The 21,336-nt window shown below is 56.4% G+C and carries 17 protein-coding genes; 7 read left to right on the forward strand and 10 right to left on the reverse strand.

Annotated features, from left to right (window positions below; genetic code table 11):
• Nucleotide 1 precedes the first annotated feature (1 nt).
• Genes glgA through FIV00_RS08010 form a run of 4 tightly spaced genes read left to right on the forward strand, consistent with a single transcriptional unit; the run spans nt 2 to nt 7,168 of the window.
• Nucleotides 2–1,438: a glycogen synthase GlgA gene (glgA, locus tag FIV00_RS07995; protein ID WP_152500250.1), complete on the forward strand. Its 1,437-nt coding sequence runs from the start codon at nt 2–4 to the stop codon at nt 1,436–1,438.
• A complete protein-coding gene (gene glgX, locus FIV00_RS08000) occupies nt 1,435–3,543 on the forward strand; it encodes a glycogen debranching protein GlgX (RefSeq protein ID WP_152500251.1) in 2,109 nt (702 codons plus the stop codon). Before glgA ends, glgX begins: the two co-directional genes overlap by 4 nt.
• The gene (gene malQ, locus FIV00_RS08005; protein WP_152500252.1) at nt 3,540–5,549 is read left to right on the forward strand and encodes a 4-alpha-glucanotransferase; all 2,010 of its coding nucleotides are present in this window, start codon (nt 3,540–3,542) and stop codon (nt 5,547–5,549) included. The genes glgX and malQ overlap by 4 nt, the downstream gene beginning before the upstream one ends.
• Complete coding sequence (locus FIV00_RS08010) at nt 5,537–7,168, forward strand: alpha-D-glucose phosphate-specific phosphoglucomutase (protein WP_152500253.1); 1,632 nt, start codon at nt 5,537–5,539, stop codon at nt 7,166–7,168. Before malQ ends, FIV00_RS08010 begins: the two co-directional genes overlap by 13 nt.
• Before the next feature lie 24 nt (nt 7,169–7,192).
• Here the strand turns inward: FIV00_RS08010 and FIV00_RS08015 are convergent, their stop codons facing one another.
• Nucleotides 7,193–7,897 (reverse strand): SDR family oxidoreductase, encoded by a 705-nt coding sequence (locus FIV00_RS08015; protein ID WP_152500254.1) that lies wholly within the window; start codon nt 7,895–7,897, stop codon nt 7,193–7,195.
• Nucleotides 7,898–7,994: 97 nt separating this feature from the next.
• Here FIV00_RS08015 and FIV00_RS08020 point away from each other — a divergent pair, with 97 nt between their 5' ends.
• Entirely contained in the window at nt 7,995–8,897 is a 903-nt protein-coding gene (locus tag FIV00_RS08020) for a LysR substrate-binding domain-containing protein (RefSeq protein WP_152500255.1), read from the forward strand.
• A gap of 7 nt (nt 8,898–8,904) precedes the next feature.
• Here FIV00_RS08020 and FIV00_RS08025 read toward each other — a convergent pair whose 3' ends face one another.
• From FIV00_RS08025 to FIV00_RS08060, 8 genes are all read right to left on the reverse strand, one after another.
• On the reverse strand, nt 8,905–9,675 hold the full coding sequence (locus tag FIV00_RS08025; protein WP_152500256.1) for an SDR family oxidoreductase: 771 nt from the start codon (nt 9,673–9,675) through the stop codon (nt 8,905–8,907).
• A gap of 2 nt (nt 9,676–9,677) precedes the next feature.
• Nucleotides 9,678–10,706, reverse strand: coding sequence for a zinc-binding dehydrogenase (locus FIV00_RS08030; RefSeq protein WP_152500257.1), 1,029 nt, complete (start codon nt 10,704–10,706; stop codon nt 9,678–9,680).
• Complete coding sequence (locus FIV00_RS08035; protein ID WP_152500258.1) at nt 10,703–11,812, reverse strand: mandelate racemase/muconate lactonizing enzyme family protein; 1,110 nt, start codon at nt 11,810–11,812, stop codon at nt 10,703–10,705. The genes FIV00_RS08030 and FIV00_RS08035 overlap by 4 nt, the downstream gene beginning before the upstream one ends.
• On the reverse strand, nt 11,812–12,810 hold the full coding sequence (locus FIV00_RS08040; protein ID WP_152500259.1) for an ABC transporter permease: 999 nt from the start codon (nt 12,808–12,810) through the stop codon (nt 11,812–11,814). Before FIV00_RS08040 ends, FIV00_RS08035 begins: the two co-directional genes overlap by 1 nt.
• A gap of 3 nt (nt 12,811–12,813) precedes the next feature.
• Entirely contained in the window at nt 12,814–13,797 is a 984-nt protein-coding gene (locus tag FIV00_RS08045) for an ABC transporter permease (protein ID WP_152500260.1), read from the reverse strand.
• Complete coding sequence (locus FIV00_RS08050; protein ID WP_209006856.1) at nt 13,794–15,314, reverse strand: sugar ABC transporter ATP-binding protein; 1,521 nt, start codon at nt 15,312–15,314, stop codon at nt 13,794–13,796. The genes FIV00_RS08045 and FIV00_RS08050 overlap by 4 nt, the downstream gene beginning before the upstream one ends.
• Nucleotides 15,315–15,383: 69 nt before the next feature.
• Nucleotides 15,384–16,355: an ABC transporter substrate-binding protein gene (locus tag FIV00_RS08055; RefSeq protein ID WP_152500261.1), complete on the reverse strand. Its 972-nt coding sequence runs from the start codon at nt 16,353–16,355 to the stop codon at nt 15,384–15,386.
• Nucleotides 16,356–16,408: 53 nt separating this feature from the next.
• Complete coding sequence (locus FIV00_RS08060; protein ID WP_247649358.1) at nt 16,409–17,809, reverse strand: aldehyde dehydrogenase family protein; 1,401 nt, start codon at nt 17,807–17,809, stop codon at nt 16,409–16,411.
• 280 nt (nt 17,810–18,089) lie between these two features.
• On the opposite strand from FIV00_RS08060, the gene FIV00_RS08065 reads away from it, so the two are divergent.
• Both FIV00_RS08065 and FIV00_RS08070 read left to right on the forward strand, forming a co-directional pair.
• Nucleotides 18,090–18,821 (forward strand): FCD domain-containing protein, encoded by a 732-nt coding sequence (locus FIV00_RS08065; RefSeq protein ID WP_152500262.1) that lies wholly within the window; start codon nt 18,090–18,092, stop codon nt 18,819–18,821.
• A complete protein-coding gene (locus FIV00_RS08070) occupies nt 18,818–20,434 on the forward strand; it encodes a GMC family oxidoreductase (protein WP_152500263.1) in 1,617 nt (538 codons plus the stop codon). Before FIV00_RS08065 ends, FIV00_RS08070 begins: the two co-directional genes overlap by 4 nt.
• A gap of 28 nt (nt 20,435–20,462) precedes the next feature.
• On the opposite strand, the gene FIV00_RS08075 is transcribed toward FIV00_RS08070, so the two are convergent.
• The gene (locus FIV00_RS08075) at nt 20,463–21,122 is read right to left on the reverse strand and encodes a GntR family transcriptional regulator (protein WP_173005913.1); all 660 of its coding nucleotides are present in this window, start codon (nt 21,120–21,122) and stop codon (nt 20,463–20,465) included.
• Nucleotides 21,123–21,336: the final 214 nt, after the last annotated feature.

Genomic DNA, 21,336 nt, shown 5'->3' on the forward strand with positions numbered 1-21,336 from the left:
CATGAATGTCTTGATGGTGGCTTCGGAGTGCGCTCCGTTCGTGAAGACTGGAGGGTTGGCTGACGTGGTTGGCGCCCTGCCGCAGGCGCTCGCGCAGGTCGGTATCGACTGCCGCACGGTCCTGCCGGCCTATCCGTCTTTGCAGCCGCTCGTTGCCAAGGGCAAGGAGGTCGCCAGTTTTGGCGATCTTCCAGGCGGGGCCGGTCGTTTGGTTCAGGTGAAGGCCAAAGGCATTACGTTGCTACTGCTGGATGCGCCGCGCCAGTTCGATCGCCCGGGCCAACCCTATACCGACCAGAACGGAGCGGATTGGGCGGACAACCATCAAAGATTTGCGGCATTGGCGCAGGCGGCAGCTCGCATCAGCTTTGATGGGTTGGGCGACTGGCGTCCCGATGTCGTTCACGCGCACGATTGGCAGGCTGCACTTGCGCCGGTCTATCTGAAACAGGAAGGTCGCGCGGGGCCGAAGTCGGTTCTGACCATCCATAACATTGCTTTTCAGGGACGGTACGGGGCACATGTTCTGAACGAGCTTGGCTTGCGTGCCGACTGGTTCAACCCGGATGGATTGGAATATTATGGCGACGTCGGGTTTTTGAAAGGCGGCATGATGTTTGCCGACAGGATCACGACGGTCAGTCCGACTTATGCCCGTGAAATCCTGACACCTCATTTCGGCATGGGACTTGATGGTGTTTTGCACGCGCGCGCAAATAGTCTTTCGGGCATTTTGAACGGCATTGATACGAACATCTGGAACCCTGCGGACGACACAGCGCTTGCCGCCACCTATGACAGCCGGAGCCTGCGCCGCAAGGACACAAACCGCAAAGAGATCAGCGAACGCCTCGGGCTTGATCCGAAGTGCGACGGGCCGCTTTTTTGCGTAATCAGTCGCCTGACACACCAAAAAGGACTGGATGCTCTTGCAGGAGCCGTGCCGCACATTGTGGCGCGTGGTGGGCAATTGGCAGTTCTGGGGACAGGCGAACCAGGTCTTGAAGATGCGTTCCGCGAGGCGGCCGGTACATTCACGTCAAATGTGGGTGTCCATATTGGTTTCGACGAAGGCCTTGCGCATCTGCTGCAAGGTGGCAGCGACGCCATTCTCATTCCCTCGCGGTTCGAGCCGTGCGGATTGACCCAGCTTTGCGCACTGCGCTATGGAACTTTGCCGGTCGTTGCTCGTACGGGTGGTCTGGCCGACACCGTGATCGATGCCAATGCAGCGGCGCTTGCCGCAAAATGCGCCACAGGTTTTGTCTTCGGAGATGTCAGCGTTGCTGGTGTCCAAGCGGCCATCGACCGGGTTGTGAGCTGTTATTCCAACAAGACCGCCTGGCAATCCATGCAGCGGGCGGCGATGCGACAGCCGGTGGATTGGGAACAGTCGGCTCAAGCCTATGCGAACCTTTACGGAGAACTCGCTGAATGAATGATCAATGCCGGGTCGCCCTGGAAATTGCGCCAGGCAGTCCGCATCGTCTTGGCGCGCATTTTGATGGAGACGGTACCAATTTCGCCGTCTTCTCGGAAAATGCCACGCGAGTGAAACTGTGCATCTTTTCAGCGGATGGGCTGCACGAGCTGCAAAGGATTGATCTGCCAGAACGAACTGGCTCTGTTTGGCATGGCTATCTGCCAGGCCTAAAGCCCGGCACGCTGTACGGTTATCGGGTTGAGGGTCCGTACACCCCGGAAAACGGACATCGGTTCAATCCGAACAAGTTGCTGCTCGATCCCTACACCCGGGAGTTCCACGGCCTCTTTTCCGAGCACCCATCCACTTTCGGGTATCAAGTAGGCTCTCCGCAGGTGGATCTATCTTTTGATGACCGGGACAGCGCTCCGCATGTTCCCAAATCAGTGGTTTCGGACCCGCTAAGTTTCCTAACTGATGCCAAAACGCTGGGCCGTGGTTGGGACGATGCGTTTTGCTATGAAGCCCATGTGAAGGGGACAACCAAGCTACATCCCGCAGTGGCAGAAACGCTGCGCGGAACATATGACGGTCTTTCCTCTCCGGCCTTTCTGGAGCACCTCACCAGACTGGGTGTCACCGCTGTCGAGCTGTTGCCTGTTCAGGCCCTGAAGTCAGAAGGCGCACTTCAGGCGCGATCGCTCGTCAACTACTGGGGATACAACACAATCGGGTTTTTCGCACCCGAACCGCGCTACTTCGGACCTTCAGGGGTCCTCGGGTTTCGAGCGATGGTGGACCGGTTCCACGAGGCCGGGATAGAGGTGATCCTCGATGTGGTCTACAACCATTCCGGAGAAGGCGATCATCTGGGCCCAACACTCAGTTTTCGGGGGCTGGACAATGCGTCTTACTACAGGCTCCTGGACGGCCAACGCCGTTACTACGTCAATGATACGGGATGTGGGAACACATTGAACGTGAGTCATCCGTTCGTGCTGCGCATGGTCATGGACAGTTTGCGTTTCTGGGTTCAGACGATGGGCGTCGACGGGTTCCGGTTCGATCTTGCCGTCAGTCTTTGCCGTGAAAGACATGGCTTCGATATGCACGGTGGTTTTCTGGATTCTCTGCGGCAAGACCCCGTTCTTGCGGGCGTCAAGCTGATTGCCGAACCCTGGGATGTCGGTCCGGGGGGATACCAGCTTGGCAAGTTTCCACCCCCCTTTGCCGAGTGGAACGACCGGTATCGGGATACGGTTCGCCGTTTCTGGCGAGGTGACGGGCATAGCGCGCAGGATCTGGGCTCAGCGCTGCTGGGGTCGGCCGATCTTTTTGACTCAGGAGGGCGGCGCAGCTGGTCATCGGTCAATTTTGCAGCGGCTCATGACGGTTTCACGCTTGCTGACACCACGCGCTATGTGAAGCGCCACAACGAAGCAAACGGCGAAAACAATCGCGATGGCCACCAAAGCAACTACAGCGACAATTTCGGCGTTGAGGGGACGAGCGACGATACGGTCATTGTCGAGGCTCGACGCCAAAGGGTTCGCAACATCCTGGCCACGGTGCTGCTGTCGCAGGGAACGCCGATGATCCTGGCAGGTGACGAGGGCGGTAACAGTCAGGATGGCAATAACAATGCTTATTGTCAGGACAACGCGACGAGCTGGATCGACTGGCAGTCGCTTGATGATGGACTGATCGAATTTACATCGGCTCTCTCCGGTTTCCGCCGCAGACATGCGGCCGTCCGACAGAACAGTTTTCTGCACGGTATGAGCCGCACGACCGATGGCAGACCTGATGTGGAATGGCGGGATTTTGATGGATCGGCGCTAAATTGGCGCGACCCCGGCCTTTCCAGTTTGTGCCTGCTGCTGCGCGGGTGTGCCGAATGTTCTGCCGGTCTTCAGTCCGAAGATGAGGTTTTGCTTGCCTTTAATCGGAAGCCACGAGACCTGGAGCTGGTCTTGCCTGACAGCGGTTCCGGGCAATGGATCTGGGAGATCAACAGTTCGTCGGACATACAGGTCGCCGAACCCGTGACGGGTGCGAGCGTGCTGGTTGCTCCGCAATCGGTTGCCGCCTTCACGCTGCGCAGTCATGAGGGTGCATGATGAGCGCGGACGTCAAGTTGCAGGCGTTGGCGCGGGAATCCGGCGTTTATCTTGAATTCCGAAACCTTGCGGGTCAAAAGCTGGAAGCAGAGCCACCAACCCTTCGGGCACTTCTCGGCGGGCTTGGAATTTCGACCGCAACGGATGCCGAGGTGTCCGAAGCCTTGGCGGAAAGCCAAGCGTCAAGGCACGGTCGCAAACTGCCTCAAGAATTGGTTTTGGAGGCAGGCAGCTCAACCAGCATTGCCGTTCCAACCCGGTGTGACTGGAGCATTGTCACCGAAGATGGTGATGAAGTTCAGACAGGAACAAGCAGTACGGCCATTTCGATCTCCGATTTGCCGGTCGGCTATTTTTTGCTTCACGCTGCAGGTGAGGGCTGGGCTGAAGACCTGTTCATGATGTCTCCACCTTCACACGCACCAAACCTTTCAGAGACTGCCGGCAGCAATCGCTGCTGGGGCGTGTGCGGCGCGCTTTATGGCCTCAGATCACGGACCAACGGCGGGCTCGGAAACTATTCTGATCTTGGTGTCGCAGCCGCGGCTCTTGGGAGAAGCGGGGCGCAGTTCTTCGGTATCAATCCCATCCACGCGCTCGGTTGGGCCGCTGCAGAAACGATCAGCCCGTATTCTCCGACGCATCGCGGCTTTTTCAACACCGATCATCTGTCAGCAGCCAGTGATCTTGGGCCCGGACCGCGGGAGGAGCTGATCGACTATGCAGAATTCCGAGCGATGCACCGCGCTGTTCTGGAAACAGAATATGCTGTCTTCGCTCAGAAAAGTTCTGAAGCAGAGCAGGCCGAGTTTCGAGCCTTTTGTGAGGCTTCCGGCGAAGCGCTGAATGATTTTGCGACATTCGAAGCCTTGAGCGAGAAGCATGGTGAGGCTTTCCAAAGGTGGCCGAAGGCGCTTCAAGCTCCGGGAAGACAATCGCAGTTGGAGGCTGGGGAGCGCGCGACGTTTCACAAATGGATGCAATGGCGCGCGGAAGAGCAGATTGGAGCCGCACAGCAAAGTGCCACGTCGAGCGGCATGCGGCTCGGCCTCTATCTGGATCTTGCCGTCGGACCGCGCCGAGGCGGTGCTGAAGTTTGGACGAACGGCAATACGATTGCCGAAGGGATCTCCATTGGTGCTCCTCCTGATCACTTAAGCCCGAAGGGCCAATCCTGGGATCTGGCCGCGCATGCGCCGAACAAGCTCTCAGCCAACCATTATCAACCGCTCAGGTCCATGCTTGGGTCGTTGATGAACAAGTGCGGACTGCTTCGTATAGATCACGCACTTGGGCTTCTGCGAAGCTATTGGCTTCCGGATGACGGCAGTCCCGGTGGCTATGTTTCGCAACCCTTTGAGGCACTTCTGGCGGTGATTGCAATCGAAGCCTGCCGAAACGGCTGCGTTGTTGTCGGTGAGGATCTTGGTCTGGTGCCGGATGGCTTCCGGGAGGGCTTGAACAAGGCCGGGCTCTATAGCTATGCGGTCTGGCAGTATGAAACCGACGATCAGGAGCAACTGGTCGCATCACAGGATCTTCGTCCCTTCAGTCTTGCTTGTTTCGGCACTCATGACACACCCACGATGGCAGGCTTCTGGCACGGAATTGATATTGACTGGTGGCGCGAAATCGGCTGGCTCAATGCCAACGAGGCGCATGATCGTCACGGGGTGCGTGCGCATCAGCGCAATGGCCTGCGCAGGCTTTGTGAGTTGGGCGCAAATATGGATACCGGTCGAATTGGCGATACCATTCATGCCGGTCTTGCAGGATCACAAGCTGCAATGATTGCCATTCAACTGGATGACCTGTTTGGTGTCACGGAAGCGCAAAACCTTCCTGGTACGATCAACCAGCATCCAAACTGGCGTCGGAGGCTCCCGGTCCCAATAGAACAATTTCCCGTAGCCGCGTCTCCTGCGCGGCTTCGAGATCTGATGCCCCCCACACGCAATTCAATCCATGAGAACGAACAGAAAGGACTGGAACCATGTCCAAAGTGACACGCTCCTGCACACCTTTTTCAGGTCAAAAGCCAGGCACTTCCGGCTTGAGGAAAAAGACCCGTATCTTCATGGAACCTGGATATGTGGAGACGTTCGTTCAATCCGTCTTCAATGCGATTGACGGTGTGCAAGGCAAGACACTGGTTGTGGGTGGAGACGGGCGTTTCTTCAATGCCGAGGCCATTCAGACAATCCTGCGCATTGCCGCTGCAAACGGAGCCGCACGAGCAATCGTTGGTCAGAACGGATTGCTGTCAACACCAGCTGCATCGAACCTCATTCGAAAACGCAAGGCAAACGGTGGTCTGATCTTGTCGGCAAGTCACAATCCCGGCGGGATCGACGAAGATTTCGGACTGAAATACAATATTTCGAACGGTGGACCGGCTCCGGAAAGCGTGACGGCAGCGATCTTTGAAGAGACCTCAAAAATTGCGGAATATCACACGCTGGAAACGGATGATCTGGACCTGGAAAGGCTCGGAGAGCAGTCCTTGGGATCCATGACAGTCGAGTTGGTCGACCCGGTAAAGGATTATGCGGAGCTGATGCGGCAGTTGTTCGATTTCGGCAAGATCCGGGATCTGATTGCCGGCGGTTTCACCTTGCGCTTTGATGCCATGCATGCCGTGACCGGCCCCTATGCCAAGGCAATCCTGGAAGACGAACTGGGAGCGCCTGCCGGTTCCGTTATCAACGCGGTTCCCTCGGTCGATTTCGGCAAGGGGCACCCTGATCCAAACCCGATTTGGGCGAAACCGCTGGTTGACTTGGTGATGTCTGAGCATGGTCCGGATTTCGCCGCCGCATCCGACGGTGATGGCGACCGCAACATGATTCTTGGCAAAGGTATCTACGTCACGCCGTCCGACAGTCTGGCCGTTCTGGCAGCCAACGCACAACGTGCGCCGGGTTATGCCGCCGGACTTGCAGGAGTTGCACGATCCATGCCGACGAGTTCGGCCTGTGACCGGGTTGCGGAAAAACTTGGCATCGGTTGCTATGAAACGCCCACGGGATGGAAATTCTTCGGCAATCTGCTCGATGGCGGACGGGTCACATTATGCGGTGAAGAAAGCGCAGGCACCGGTTCGGACCATGTTCGGGAAAAGGATGGTCTTTGGGCTGTTCTGCTTTGGCTCAACATACTGGCGGAACGTGCCGTTTCCGTCAGTGATATTCTTGAAGATCATTGGGCAACTTATGGCCGGAACTACTATTCGCGTCACGACTACGAGGCTGTCAGTGCAGACGCCGCACAGGAGATGATGGCCGACATAATTGCCAGACTGCCAGAGCTTGAGGGCAAGACCGCGGGCAACTGCCAGGTGACTGCTGCCGACCAGTTTTCCTATCAGGATCCCGTCGATGGTTCCGTCAGCAACAATCAGGGGATCCGGATCTGGTTTGCGGGCGGCGGGCGCGGTGTCTTGCGTTTGTCCGGCACGGGAACGGAAGGCGCGACTTTGCGCGTTTACCTGGAACGCTATGCACCGACGGATGGCGATCTTGGCGTTGAGACACAGGCCGCGCTGAAAGACATCGCAGAGGCGGTCGCAGAGCTCAGCAGGTTGACACATTATACCGGCCGAACCGCCCCCGATGTGATGACCTGATGAGCCGGTGCGGCCTTAGGCAGCCTAGACAGACCGGGTAAGGCCACCATCTATGCGAAGGTTCTGTCCTGTCATATAGGTGCCGCCTTCCGAGGCCAGCCATGAAATAAGTGACGACACTTCCTGGGCACGACCGTAGCGGCCCATAGGGATACGTGCACGCCTGTCTTCTGTTTCCGGCAGGCTGTCAATGAAGCCGGGCAGGACGTTGTTCATGCGAATGTTGTCGGCTGCGTATTTGTCGGCAAACAGTTTCGTGAAACCCGCAAGACCTGCCCTGAAGACGGCTGATGTCGGAAACAGAGGGTCGGGTTCGAACACCGCAAACGTGGAAATGTTGATGATACTGCCGCCGCCTTGGTTCTGCATGATGGGCGTCACGAGGCGTGTCGGGCGGATTGCATTCAACAAGTAGACATCCATGCCCTTGTGCCAGTCGTCGTCGGAGATTTCCAGGACGGGGCCCTTTGGTCCATGACCTGCTGAATTGACCAGCACATCGACGCGTCCATAACGCTCCATGGCGCCATCGACCAGACGCTGCAGGTCACCGGTTTCCAGGTTTGAGCCGGTCACACCGAACCCTCCCAGTTCCTGGCCGAGACGTTCGCCTTTCCCGGAAGAAGACAGGATACCAATCTTGAATCCATCTTGCGCGAGCTGTTTTGCAGCATCCGCGCCCATGCCGCTGCCGCCAGCTGTAATGAGGGCTACTTTTTCTACAGTCATAATTGCGCTCCTTTGACCTGTTTCTGGCAAAGTATCTCGCATTTCCGGCGTTTACGAGCTATGTTTCGCGCGTTGTGAATGTAGAAAAACTATTGACATGTTATCTCAGTTACCGAACCTGAACGGGCTTAAAGCCTTTGAGGCAACCGGCCGGCATCTCAATTTTCGAGCTGCTGCGCAGGAACTTGGTGTCACGCAAGGGGCTGTGGCACAACAGGTCAGAGCGCTGGAAGCCGGGCTCGGGGTGATGCTGTTCGAGAGGCACTCGAAGGGATTGTCTTTCACGTCCGCCGGGCGCAGCTTTCATGGCCGGATATCTGAAGCCTTTGCTTTGATGCGGGGGGCGATGGAGGATCTTCGACCCGGCAGCGCACGTGTGATCATCAGCGTACCCCCAAGTTTTGCAGCAAAGTGGCTGATCCCAAACCTGCCTGACCTGAGTGCGGCACATCCGGACATTGATCTCAGAGTGATGGCAACAGACAAGGTGTCCAGCTTTCGCACCGATGGTATTGATCTGGCAGTTCGCCTTGGCAGCCCGCCTTTCGGCGCCAGCCTTCAAGAACACCTGCTGTTTTCAAACGACATTCTAGCCGTGGCAGCACCCTCGCTGGTGAGGGACTGCGAATTGCCGTTGTCCGTATCGGAGCTCGCAGCGCTGCCGAGACTGCATGACGATCATGATTTATGGCCACTCATTCTACGCGAATGTGACACTGGGAGCGGTGAGGGTGCGCGCGGCATGCGGTTTAACCAGACAGCTCTGGCGCTCGATGCAGCTATTGCCGGACAGGGGGTAGCGCTCGCAAGCGGTTTTCTCGTCAGCCGTGATCTGGAAAGCGGCAGGCTGGCCGTGGTTGCCAGGACACATCTGGACAGTTCGTCAGCGCTTTATCTGCTGCACCGAAAGGGTGTGCAGCGATCATCGGCGGTGTTGCGAGTTGTTCACTGGCTCAGGGACATGGCAGGAAAGAGGTCGCCTCTCGAGCCACATCCCTGAAACGGTGTCAGCGGCCCATCCAGCCGCCATCCACGGTCATTACGGTACCGTGCATATAGTCGGATGCTGGAGACGCCAGAAAAACAGCCGGGCCTGCAAAGTCTTCTGCCTTGCCCCACCGTCCGGCCGGAATGCGCTCCAGGATCGATTTCGATCTGACCGGATCGTTCCGCAAAGCTTCCGTATTGTCTGTCGCGATGTAACCCGGCGCGATGGCGTTGACGTTAATGCCGTTGGCTGCCCATTCGTTTGCAAAGGCTTTGGTCAACTGCCCGATGCCACCCTTCGAGGCAGCATAGCCCGGAACGGTGATACCACCCTGGAATGTCAGCAACGATGCAGTGAAGATAACCTTCCCTGATCCTCTTTCGACCATGCCCTTGCCGATCTCACGGGTGAGTATGAATTGGGAAGACAGATTGACCTCAATGACCTCGTCCCAGATATCGGCACCGTGGTCCTGAAGCGGAGCGCGTTTGATGGTGCCGGCATTGTTGATCAGTATGTCGATCACCGGATGGTTGCGTTTGACCGCTTCAATAAAGGATTTAAGGGCAGCCCGATCCGAGAAATCGCATTGATACGCGGAAAACTGCCGACCGAGGGCCGTTACCTCTCGCTCTACGTCGCTGCCCGAGGCTTCGAGACTTGCACTGACGGCAACGATATCTGCACCTGCTTCGGCAAGTGCCACGGCCATGGCCTTGCCGATACCCCGTTTTGCACCGGTGACAAGCGCGGTTTTGCCGGCAAGGTTGAAAGTTTCCAAAACGCTCATTTTCAATCCCTGGCAATCTGGATCATTGATTTGATGGCACTCGGGTTCTGCGTCAGTGCCGTGAAGGCAGTCTGAATTTCTCCAAGCGGTTTTATGTCCGTGATGAAGGAGGCGCAGTCGACGACACCCTCGTTCAAGAGACGCATGGCCGTGTCGTAGTCTTCTGGCCGGTAGACACGCGCGCCAAACAATTCAAGTTCTCTCCAGAAAAACTGAAAGAGGTCGATCGTCGGTTTGCTTGCATGGATGGCAACCATGACAATCCGGCCCCGTGTGGCGGCTGCTGCCGTCATTAGGTCGACACCGGGCTGACTGCCGGAAACTTCAAAAACAACGTCTGCCCCCTTGTTTCCGGTCAGCGTGTTGACCTTTTCAACCGGGTCCTCGGTTTTCGGGTTGATGGTCTTGAAGCCAAGTTTTGCGGCATAGGCCAGTCGGGTTTCGCTGATTTCGCTGATGACGACATTGCCGCCCGCCTGGCGAGCGACAAGCGCGACCAGCAAACCGATCGGGCCTCCGCCAATCACGAGCACATCTTCATCTTTGACCAGTTTGGCCCGCTCAACGTCGTGACAGGCAACAGCCAGTGGTTCGATCAAAGCAGCATGTGAAAGATCGAGGCCCTCGGGCAAAACGTGGATCGTATGCGCCGGTACGTTCCAGTATTCCTGAAAGGCACCTTCTGAATCGATGCCAATGAATTTGAGATTGTGACAAATGTGCTCATGCCCTGCATTGCAGGCCGGACAATCTCCGCAATGGTCCAGGGGCCTGACAACAATGCGCTGCCCCGTTGAAAGTCCTGTTACACCTTCGCCGGTTGCCGAAATTGTGCCCGACATTTCGTGGCCGATCGTTCTTTCAAAGCCAACACGTTTGTCCATGTGCCCGAGAAAGATATGCAAGTCGGTTCCGCAAATTCCGCAATAGGCGACTTTGATCTGCACCTCGCCGGGGCCCGGTGGCTGAACGTTTTTTTGCTCAAGTGAGAAGGTCTTGTCGCCGCGATAGACGGCTGCCTGGCTGATCATTTTGGCCTCTGAAATGTAAGCACTTTATGGGGGGCGAGTAGCGACCAGTCGAAACTGACGCCGATTCCCGGCATCTCCGGTGCGCGCGCCAGATGATCTCTCACCTCTAGCGGCTGCCGCGTGTACTGGTCAATCGGAAAGGAGTGTACTTCGATCCAGCCTGCATTCGACTGCGCAGATACGAGACTGACATGAAGTTCCTGCATTCCGTGGCTGCAGATCGGCACACCATGTTGTCGGGACAGATCCGCGACTTGCAGGAAGCCGGTAATGCCACCGCAATTGGACGCATCCGGCTGGACAAAGCTCAGTTTCGCCTGGTCGAAGGCATATTCAAATTCATGGATCGTGTGCAGGTTTTCGCCCATTGCGAGGGACATGCCCGTTGCGTCTGCGATCTGGCCATATCCCTTGTAGTTATCGGGAATGGTGGGCTCCTCGAACCACAGCAGGTCGAAGGGTGCAAAGGCTTTTGCAGCCTTGATCGCCTCGTCGACGGACATTGAATAATTTGCATCGACCATAAAGGCAACGTGGGGGCCAATCAGGTTCCTGACCGCGGCCACACGCTCGACATCTTCCTCAAGCGTGGGTTGCCCGATCTTGATCTTGACGCCGTTGAAGCCGCGATCGAGGTAGCTCTGAACACTGTCGAGCAACTTTGGCAACGGAAAATTCAGATCAATTCCGCCGCAATAGGCCTTGCAGGAACTGTCTGCTCCGCCGGCAAGCTTCCACAATGGCCACTCGCGGGATTTGCCGCGAATGTCCCACATGGCAATGTCGAGCGCAGAGATGGCAAAGGACGCGATGCCGCCTCTGGCGACATAGTGGACATGCCATTGCATGCCGTCATAAAGCCCCTCGACACAGGCGGCGTCCTGTCCGATCAGAAACGGTGCAAGGTCATGGTGGATCATGGCCGCTATGGCATGACCGCCTTTGCCGCCGGTGTAGGTGTAACCTGTGCCGGTGGAGCCGTCCTCGAGTGTGACCGTTGCCGTTACGAGTTCAAACAGCGTGTGCGTGCCGTGTTTCGCGTCAACCAGCACCTCAGCCAGGGGAACGTGGAAGAGCTTTGTCTCGATGGATTTGATTGCTGCCATCAGCCTTGCCCCACAACCGTGTTGCGGTTCATCACACGGGTCTGGAACAAAATGACCGCAAAGAGAAATGCACCACGGATAACCATCTGCCAGTAAGCACTGAAGCTGATCCACCCCTTACCGTTTTCAAAGTTGAGAATGTTAAAGACAAGACCAAGAAGCAAGGCCCCGGCAACCGTTGCCGGTATGGACCCCAGTCCACCGGTCAGCAACGTGCCGCCAACCACAACGGAGGCGATGGCCGAAAGTTCCCAGCCGACACCTTCCAGTGGCTGCCCGGCGCCGAAACCGGACGCGAGAAAAACACCGGCCAGACCCGCGCAGCCACCCGACAGCGCATAGGCGAAAATCTTTGCTCGATTGACCTTGAGCCCCATCATCACGGAAGCGTCTTCGCCGCCACCAACAGCCAGAATGGTCCTGCCGATGCTTGTCATTTCCAGCACGATCCAGAGCGCCACGACCAGGATAGCGACGAGCACGATAGTCCAGGGAACAACATCAAATGCCTTTTCCATGCCGAGCTTGGTGAAGTTGGACCCCCAATCGACCGAGATGGTTTGCGCTCCGGAAATCACGAGCGAGCCCCCCTTTGCGCCGAGCATCGTCGCAAGCGTCGTGATGAAAGGAGGAATCCGCAGATAGACGATGCAGATCGCATTGAAGAGACCGAAGGCAACACCGGATAGGATTGCCAGGGGCATCGCAACTTCGATCCCGTATGGGCTGAGGTAAGCTGCGACGACCGACGTGAATGCGGCAACCGAACCGACCGACAGGTCTATGCCACCGGTCAGGATCACGAAGCACATGCCGACCGAGATCGCGATGAACATGGCGTTGTAGTTCAGGAACGACGTGATGTTATAGGCGCTGCCGAAGTTGTCGTAACGCATCAGTCCGAACGCGATCAGAACGATCAGCGCGATCCAGACGGCGACAGATTGCGGGTTGCGGGAAATATATTTCCGCAGGTCAAAAGCGTTTTGATCAAGCACGGATCATTCCTTTCGCGCTTGCTGGATGTAGACCGCAGCCAGAATGATCACAGCTTTGGCAATCAGGGCGACTTCGTCTTCAACGCCATTGGCAAGCAGCGTGTATTTGACAAGCTGGATGATAACGGCGCCAAGAATGGCGCCGAAGATCGGGGCCTTGCCACCCTGAAGCAGCGCACCACCAACAACCGCTGCCGCGATTGCATCAAGTTCCATCAGGTTGCCGTTGCGCGCTGCATCCGAGGCCGAGTTGATGGCGACAACGATAAGTCCCGCGAGGCCGGACAGAACCGAACAGATGACATAGGCACCGATCTTGACCCGGCGAACAGGTCCGCCGGAGAGTTTTGCGGCGCGTTCATTGCCACCGATCGCAAGCAGGTAACGGCCGAAAATGGTCCTGTTGACCAGCCAGAACAGCAAGCATGCAATTGCGATTGCCAGCCAGCCCTGAAACGGAAAGCCTAGGATCTTTCCCGTGCCGAGGTAACTGAACTCGGGATTGGAAAAGGTCTGAAGATTGCCGTTGGTCAGTACCTGGGCAATGCCGCGGCCTGAAATGAACAGGATCAGCGTTGCGATAATCGGTTGAACCTTCAAGACAGCGACGATAGCGCCGTTGAACAATCCGCAGACAAGAGCTGCGACGAGTGGAAAGAAAAGCGCAGCCAGAAGTCCCAGTACCGGGTAGGTGGTGCCGAAATCGGAAAGGAATATGAGCGGTGCAAGCGCACCGCTCAGTGCCATGACAGCGCCGACAGACAGGTCAATGCCACCGGTCGCTATCACCAATGTCATGCCCATTGCGACAATCGCAATTGTTGCCACCTGGGAGATGTTGACGGCCAGTGTCTGCGCCTGCAGGAAATTTGGCGTGACGAGGATGTTGAAGATCAGAATGAGTGCCAGGGCAACAAGCCCTCCATGCTGCTTCAACCGGTTCGTGAAATCTGTTCGCATGGGTTCTTCAGACGTGAGGCTGGTCATGGTGCAGGCTCCTCGTGATGTGCGAGGGCTCTGACGAGCGCGTTCTCGGTGATGCCGGGGTTGGTGAGCTCTGAAACGGCCTTGCCTTCGTGCATCACAACAATGCGATTGGCGCCTTCGACCAGCTCTTCGAATTCGGAACTGATCAAAATAACCGCGTGACCTTCATCGACAAAGTTCCGGATGATGGTCTGGATCTCGCGTTTTGCGCCGACATCGACCCCCCTCGTTGGTTCATCCAGAATGAGGATGTCGGGCTTGGTCGCCAGCCAGCGTGCAAGGAGCACCTTTTGCTGGTTGCCGCCGGACAACTCCCGGATCGGCTGATCCATATGGGCCGTCTTGATCCCGAGCTGTTTGATGAAGTCTTCGACAAGCGCCTTTTCGCGCTCGAGATCAATCTGTCCGCTCTTTCGAAGGTGCGGAAGCAGGGCCAGCGTCAGGTTCTCCCGCACCGACATATGCGGGATGATGCCTTCCGCCTTGCGGTCTTCCGTCAGAAATCCGATCCGGGCCTTGATGGCTTCGGCCGGTTCTGTGGGCTCGTATGGCGCACCTTTCAGATGCATGTCACCGCTGGTCAGGGCATCCAGTCCGAAGATGGAACGGGCGGCTTCCGTTCTGCCTGCGCCGAGCAAGCCACCAAGGCCGACGATCTCGCCGCGGTGAAGGGTCATGGAAAAATCGGTCAGGCGGGGTCCGGTTGAGACCTTGTCCACTTGAAGCACGATTTCTTCAAAGTCCTGTTTGCCGCCTGAAAGCTCTGTCAGACCTTCCGCAGCAATTTCTTCTGCATCGCGTCCGAGCATGGCAGCGATGAGGTCCAGTTTTGAGGTGTCTGCAATCGTCTCGCACCCGACCGTCTGTCCGTCGCGCATGATGGTGACGCGATCGCAGATCTGGAACAATTCATCCAGGAAGTGGGACACATAGAGAACCGAGACGCCAGATGACTTGAGCTCGCGCACGACACTGAACAGGATTTCAACCTCAGAACTGTCGAGCGAAGATGTCGGTTCGTCCATGATGACAAGTTTGGCATCCATGGAAACCGCCCTGGCAATCGCGACAAGCTGCTGAATTGCAGTCGAATAACTGCCCAGAGGCGCGGTCACATCGATGTCGATGCCAAAGCGCGAGAGAATTTCACGGGTTCGCCTGTGGGCTTCAGGCCAGTTGATGAGAAAGCCGAGCGATCTGGGCTCCTGGCCCATGACGACATTTTCGCTGACAGAACGCAGCGGCACCAGGTTCAGTTCCTGATAAATCGTCGCGATGCCGGTTTCCTGTGCTTCTCTGGGAGAGGTCAGGTGACTGGGTGCTCCGGCGAATTCGATGTCGCCCTCGTCGCGCCTGTAAAGGCCGGTCAGAATCTTGATGAGGGTGGATTTGCCCGCACCATTTTGACCGATCAGGGCGTGGACTTCTCCCGGTTCGATTTCAAGCGAAGCGCGTCTGAGTGCTGGCACCCCACCGAAATGCTTCTTTATCCCAGACATGGCTAATAGCGGCGCCATATCCACTCCAGTTCGGATTTCAGAATTCAAGAAAATGCCGGAAGGGATGTCCCTTCCGGCAGGCGGGGTTCAGTAGGCCTCGTCGATGTGCTTCGCTGCATTTTCGGGAGTAAAAATGCGGTCTTTCACCTGAACCCATGGTTCGATGGTTTCGCCAGCGGCGTAACGCTTCATGGTTTCGCAAGCGAGCGGTCCGAAGAAAGGTGAGCTTTCAACGGTGACGCCCATCTTTCCGTCGATGATCGCCTGCAAAGCGTCCCGGGTCCCGTCGATCGAGACGACCAGAACATCCTGACCAGGCTTGCGGCCTGCCAGTTCGAGTGCCTGAATAGCGCCAATCGCCATCTCGTCGTTGTGGGCATAGACAATGTTCACGTCCGGATGAGCCTGAAGCAGTGTCTCCATGACCTGGCGTCCGAGGTCGCGCGCAAAATCGCCTGACTGGGATGCAACAATTTCAAAGCGGCTATCTTGCGTAATGCGATCGTCAAAACCCTTCTTGCGGTCGTTGGCCGGTGAAGATCCAGTCGTGCCTTCCAGCTGAACGATGACACCCTTGTCGCCCTCGAAGTTTTCGATTGTCCACTCGGCGACTCTGCGGCCCTGATCAATGAAGTCCGAACCAAGGAAGGCAACGAAGTCTTCGCCAGGCTTGGCTGCATTCGGGTCGACAGAACGGTCAACGAGGAATGTCGGTATGCCGGCAGCTTTGGCTTTCTTCACTGCAGGAATGAGTGGCTTTTCCTCGCGCGGGGGCAAGAACAGGACGTCGATGCCTTGAGCAATCATGCTGTCGACATCGGCCACCTGCTTTGCGGCAGAGCCTGCTGCATCGGTCGCAATAAGATCCCAGCCGCAGCTGTCAGCGGTGTCGTGGAAGGATTTGGTTTCCGCGATGCGCCAGGGGTTGTTGGATTCCATCTGCGCAAACCCGACCTTGTAGCGGTCTTTTTGCTCCAGCGGCGGAAGTCCGGATGCCGATGCCATTGTCGTCATCGCGCCGATTGCAACGGCAGTTGCCATCAAGAGAGTACGTTTCATTTTTTCCTCCACAAAGGTGCGGCCAAAATCCTCCGGGCCGCTTCTATGAGGCGCTAACCCCAATTCAGATAAGCTGTCTGCTTGCGCAGATAGTTGTCGAAGCCATAGCGGCCGTCTTCACCTCCAAGTCCGGACATGCCCCAACCGGTATGGAAACCTTGAACGGCTTCGCCATTCGACCGGTTGAGGTAGAGTTCGCCGAATTTCAGGAGGTAGGGTGCACGTGCCAGTCTTTTGTAGTTATTGGTGAAGAGATAAGCCGAGAGGCCAAACTGGGTATCGTTGGCCAGTTGTATAGCTTCCTCAAAACTGTCGATCCGCATCGCGGTTGCCACCGGTCCGAATACCTCGTCGCGTATTGCCGGCAGGCTGTTGTTCTTGGTTTCCAGAACGGTCGGCGCAAGCCAGTGCCCCTTCTGATAAGGACCGCTATCCAGGATGCCGCCTGCCAGAAGCACCTCAGCGCCGGCATTGATGCTGGTGGCGACGATCTGTGCGACCTTGTCACGCTCAAACCGGCTCACTTTGGGTCCTAGATCAACTGGACTCAGCGGGTCACCGATGGTCAGGTCTTTGGAAGCCTGGACGAACTTTTCGAGAAATTCGTCCGCGATCCCGCGATGCAGATACATGCGTTCGTTGCAGGTGCAGATCTGTCCGCAATTGGTGTAACGGGCTGCGACAGCTGCGCTGACTGCGGCGTCTATGTCGGCATCCTCCATGACAATGAAAGGGGCCTTGCCGCCGAGTTCCAGCCGGACGACCTTGATAAGATCTGCGCTGGCCCGATAGATCTCCTGACCGGCACGGGTGCTGCCAGTCATGGTAACAAGATTGGAAAGCTGGCTCTTGACCAGGGTTTCTCCGACAACGCGACCGCGTCCGGTGACGACGTTGAAGACCCCGGCAGGAATGCCGACTTTTTCACTTAACGCTGCCAAGGCAAGACCTGAAAGGGGGGTTGCCTCGTGGGACAACAAGACGAACGTGTTGCCTGCAACCAACGCAGGGCCAAGCTTTCGAGCAGCCAGCGCGGAAGGGTAGTTCCAGGCTGTCAGGCCGACCACAACACCATAGGGATGGCGGCGAATGTGGATTTCCTCACAGGTATTGTCGGATGTGACGATGTCGCCCACAATCCGCCGCGCGTTTTCAGCCGCGTAGCGCAAGAAAGTCTGCGTCGCACCAATTTCATCATGTGCGTGGGCCAGAGGTTTGCCTTGCTCAAGGCTCACCAGCCGTGCCAACGCATCCTGATTTGTTTCAATTTCATCTGCCAGTGCAGCTACCGCTTTACCACGTTCAATTGCGGGCAACGCGGCCCACGCGGGTTGTGCTGCCTGGGCGGATTTAAGAGCGGTGACAGCGTCTTCCTCGGTTCCTTCGATGATCGTTGCCAAAATGGCCTCGGTCGCAGGATTTTCGACTTCAATTGCCGCACTGGAATCACGCATTATCCAACGGCCGTTGATGTACATGCCCGCGGAAATGGGTCGCCCATCGGTAAATGTGAAATCGAACACTAAGCTAACGCCTTTTGGTATGACCAAACTAAATTTAATAAGGTGCAGGGAAGTGGAAATGTCAAACCAAATTTGAACAAGCAATGCAAAAAATTTCTTAAATAATTGAAATAAAACGCTAAAATTCTTAATCGGAAAATAGCTTTGAAAAAATGGTTTTACCAAGAGTTATTTTCTGTCATACCAAAAAGGTGATCAATAGAGGGTTGAGATGGAAAATAGAACTTCCGTGGAGATCGGTAACGACGCTGGGCGTGCTGCTGACAATGTGGTGGCAGCGCTCGAAGCACAGATCGCGTCAGGGCAGCTCAAAAACAGAGCACCGCTACCGGCTGAGCGAGAGTTGATGGAACAGTTCGGCACAAGTCGAACAGTGATCCGTGAGGCTATTTCAAAGCTGTCGAGCCGCGGCCTGGTCGAAACGCGGCCGCGCTTCAGGCCGATTGTGCGCAAACCCGACTATGCGACCGTTCTGCACGCGTGCGGGAATGTCGTGCAGCATCTTCTAACGGACAAGACCGGCATCAAGAACCTCTATGACAGCCGTGTCTTTATGGAGCGTGCTCTTGTTCGCGATGCCGCGATGTCGGCGCGCAAAGAAGACATTGTCGACCTGAAAACCGCGCTGGAGAACAATCGCAAGGCTATCCCGGATTCGCTGGAGTTCTACAAGACCGATGTGGCGTTTCATGGCGTGCTTTACCGGATACCAAGAAACCCGATTTTTCCCGCCATTCACGAAGGCTACACCTCATGGCTGGCTCCGCAGTGGGACCAGATGCTGCGTTCGCCGGAGAGGAACGAGGTGAACTACATCGCTCACAAGGCAATTCTGGATGCCATTCTGGAGCGAGATCCGGCTGCCGCGGAAGAAGCTCTGACCAATCACCTCAAAGCGGCATGGGAGTTTGTCCGGGTGACATTTGACTGGGGAGAGGAATGACTGCGGCCTATGACTATATCGTTGTCGGGGGTGGGTCCGGTGGTGCAGTCGCGGCTGCACGGCTGGTCACAAAAGGCAATGCGCGGGTGCTTCTGCTGGAGGCCGGTCATTCTCATCGGCACCCACTCCTGGACATGCCCCCAGGCATCTTCAAAATGATCAATGGGTCCAAGTATATGCGGTACCACAAGACGGTTCCCCAACCGCATCTTGATGGCCGGGTGCATGACATCCCGCAGGGGCATGTTCTTGGGGGCGGATCTTCGGTCAATGCTCAGGTCTATATGCGCGGCAGACCGGGCGACTATGATGCCTGGAACGAGCTTCTTCGCGAAAACAATGATAATCCGGGCTGGTCCTGGTCCGATGTGTTGCCGCATTTCAGGGGCATGGAAGCCAACAACCGGTTGGCGGGGGACCTTCACGGAACTGATGGTGAAGTAAAAGTCTCTGATCCTGGCTATGTCGATACGATGTCCCGCTGGTTTGTCCAGTCGGTACAATCGCTCGGCGAACCTTACAATACCGATTTCAACGGAACTTCGCAGCGCGGTGTTGGCTTCTATCAGTTCACCAACCGCAACGGCAGACGCAGCTCGACCGCTTACGCTTTTCTTGAACCATTGAAAAACGATAGCCGGCTAACCATCAAGCTTCAGGCTGAGGTGGAGAAGGTTATTGTTGAAAACGGGCGGGTCGTCGGTGTCCGGTACCGCGACCAGAATGGTGTTGAGACAGCTCATGCGGATGGCGAAGTCATTCTCGCGGCCGGTGCACTGGTTACACCCAAGGTTCTGATGTTGTCGGGGATCGGCGATCCGTCCCATCTTGCAGAGCACGACATCAAGGTGGAAGCGGATCTTCCGGGTGTCGGGCAGAATTTGATCGACCACCCGGAAGTGCCCATCACCGCATATGCCAACGGCCCGCACGGCTACTACCGTCAGGGCGAAGGGTGGCGAATGCTGTGGAACGGGATCCAGTACAAGGTATTCGGCAGCGGACGCATAACATCAGCGGGTGTCGAGGCCGGGGCTTTTGTCAATCCGCGTGATCGAACTGAAAACCCGACGATCCAGGCTTTTTGCGTGCCGATCGTCTATCTTGACCGCGATGCGCAGTCTGAACTGAAAGATGGCTACGGCGTCACCGTTACAACGGTGGTTGTAAAGCCGAAATCTCGTGGAGAGGTAAAACTGGCATCTGCCGATCCTGCCGACATGCCGATCGTGTGCCCCAATCTTCTGAAGCACGAAGAGGATATGGAGGAGATGATCGCCGGGCAGCGGTTTTTCCTGGAAGCGTTTCGCACCGACCCGCTTGCCTCCAGATTGCAACGGGTTGCTATCCCCGATGCAGCCGACACATCCGATGATGCGCTCAGGCAGCATTGCAAGAGGTTTGTCAAAACAAACTACCATCCCGCCGGTACGGCCCGGATGGGGGCGGACGGCGACACCATGGCGGTCCTTGATGCCAAACTCAGGGTGCGCGGTGTCGAGGGACTGCGCGTTTGCGATATGTCTGCTGTTCCGGACATTAATGCGGGCAATACAAATGCGCCGGCAATGATGCTGGGCTCAAGATGCGCTGAGTTTGTGCTCCAGCAATAACCCGCATGCCCTAGGCACCCGGCGGAGTTCAGATGCCGAGCGCGCGCATCTGTTGCGACATTTGCGTGAATGATCCGGCAACGTGCTTGTTGATCGCCGCTTCAGCGCGTGCCGCGTCATGCGCCTTGAATGCCGCGATCAGCTCCCGATGCTCTTCCATGATCGTCTGATACCGGACCGGGCTGATTCTCAGTTTTGCACCGTGGACATTCAACGCGGTGCGCAGCTTCCTCCATAGATCGGCCGCGACGTGATTGTAGTGCTGGCGACAAATCGCCCAATGAAATTCAATATCCAGCTTTCGAAAGGCAATCAGATCAGCAGTTGGCAGTTCCTCGATCCGCCGCTGAATGTCTTCCATCTCCTCAATCATTTCCGGCTGGGCGTAGTCGGCGAACCAGGAAACAAAATAGGGCTCCAGCAACTGAAGCACTTCGAAGATATTCTGAATGGTATTGGCATCCGCCTGCTTGACCACCGCGCCGCGGTTTGGGTGAATTTCAACAAACCCTTCACCTTGCAGTAGGCGCAGTACTTCGCGAACGGGGCTTGTGCTCACGCCGAAGCGATTGGCCAGCTCCGACACTTTCAGTCTTTGACCGGCCTCAAGACGACCCGTTGAGATCTCGTCGAGCACTGCTTCATATAACGAAGCTTCCTGGTCATCGGATTTGCTGAATGCGCTCATGCTTTCCCTTCGGTGACGTGTCGTCCGCGCGTCATTGGTAGCAACCGAAACGCGTCCGCTCAATCCGTAGTTTTGATCTTTTGCTGCACTTTGTTCGTGAATATACAGAAAAAGGTACGTCAAAAACATAAATAAAGTCGACTAAATTAAAAAAATAGTCGACGATTTGAAATTGTTGGTGTAGCTTGCCTGCAATTGGAAGAGAGGTAAACGA

The organism is Labrenzia sp. THAF82, assembly GCF_009363435.1.
Taxonomy (GTDB): domain Bacteria; phylum Pseudomonadota; class Alphaproteobacteria; order Rhizobiales; family Stappiaceae; genus Roseibium; species Roseibium porphyridii.

Bases quoted from the DNA above. Each gene is read 5' to 3' on its own strand.
- glgA (WP_152500250.1), top strand. From the start codon at position 2: ATGAATGTCTTGATGGTGGCTTCGGAGTGCGCTCCGTTCGTGAAGACT.
- glgX (WP_152500251.1), top strand. From the start codon at position 1,435: ATGAATGATCAATGCCGGGTCGCCCTGGAAATTGCGCCAGGCAGTCCG.
- malQ (WP_152500252.1), top strand. From the start codon at position 3,540: ATGATGAGCGCGGACGTCAAGTTGCAGGCGTTGGCGCGGGAATCCGGC.
- FIV00_RS08010 (WP_152500253.1), top strand. From the start codon at position 5,537: ATGTCCAAAGTGACACGCTCCTGCACACCTTTTTCAGGTCAAAAGCCA.
- FIV00_RS08015 (WP_152500254.1), bottom strand. From the start codon at position 7,897: ATGACTGTAGAAAAAGTAGCCCTCATTACAGCTGGCGGCAGCGGCATG.
- FIV00_RS08020 (WP_152500255.1), top strand. From the start codon at position 7,995: ATGTTATCTCAGTTACCGAACCTGAACGGGCTTAAAGCCTTTGAGGCA.
- FIV00_RS08025 (WP_152500256.1), bottom strand. From the start codon at position 9,675: ATGAGCGTTTTGGAAACTTTCAACCTTGCCGGCAAAACCGCGCTTGTC.
- FIV00_RS08030 (WP_152500257.1), bottom strand. From the start codon at position 10,706: ATGATCAGCCAGGCAGCCGTCTATCGCGGCGACAAGACCTTCTCACTT.
- FIV00_RS08035 (WP_152500258.1), bottom strand. From the start codon at position 11,812: ATGGCAGCAATCAAATCCATCGAGACAAAGCTCTTCCACGTTCCCCTG.
- FIV00_RS08045 (WP_152500260.1), bottom strand. From the start codon at position 13,797: ATGACCAGCCTCACGTCTGAAGAACCCATGCGAACAGATTTCACGAAC.
- FIV00_RS08050 (WP_209006856.1), bottom strand. From the start codon at position 15,314: ATGGCGCCGCTATTAGCCATGTCTGGGATAAAGAAGCATTTCGGTGGG.
- FIV00_RS08055 (WP_152500261.1), bottom strand. From the start codon at position 16,355: ATGAAACGTACTCTCTTGATGGCAACTGCCGTTGCAATCGGCGCGATG.
- FIV00_RS08060 (WP_247649358.1), bottom strand. From the start codon at position 17,809: ATGCGTGATTCCAGTGCGGCAATTGAAGTCGAAAATCCTGCGACCGAG.
- FIV00_RS08065 (WP_152500262.1), top strand. From the start codon at position 18,090: ATGGAAAATAGAACTTCCGTGGAGATCGGTAACGACGCTGGGCGTGCT.
- FIV00_RS08070 (WP_152500263.1), top strand. From the start codon at position 18,818: ATGACTGCGGCCTATGACTATATCGTTGTCGGGGGTGGGTCCGGTGGT.
- FIV00_RS08075 (WP_173005913.1), bottom strand. From the start codon at position 21,122: ATGAGCGCATTCAGCAAATCCGATGACCAGGAAGCTTCGTTATATGAA.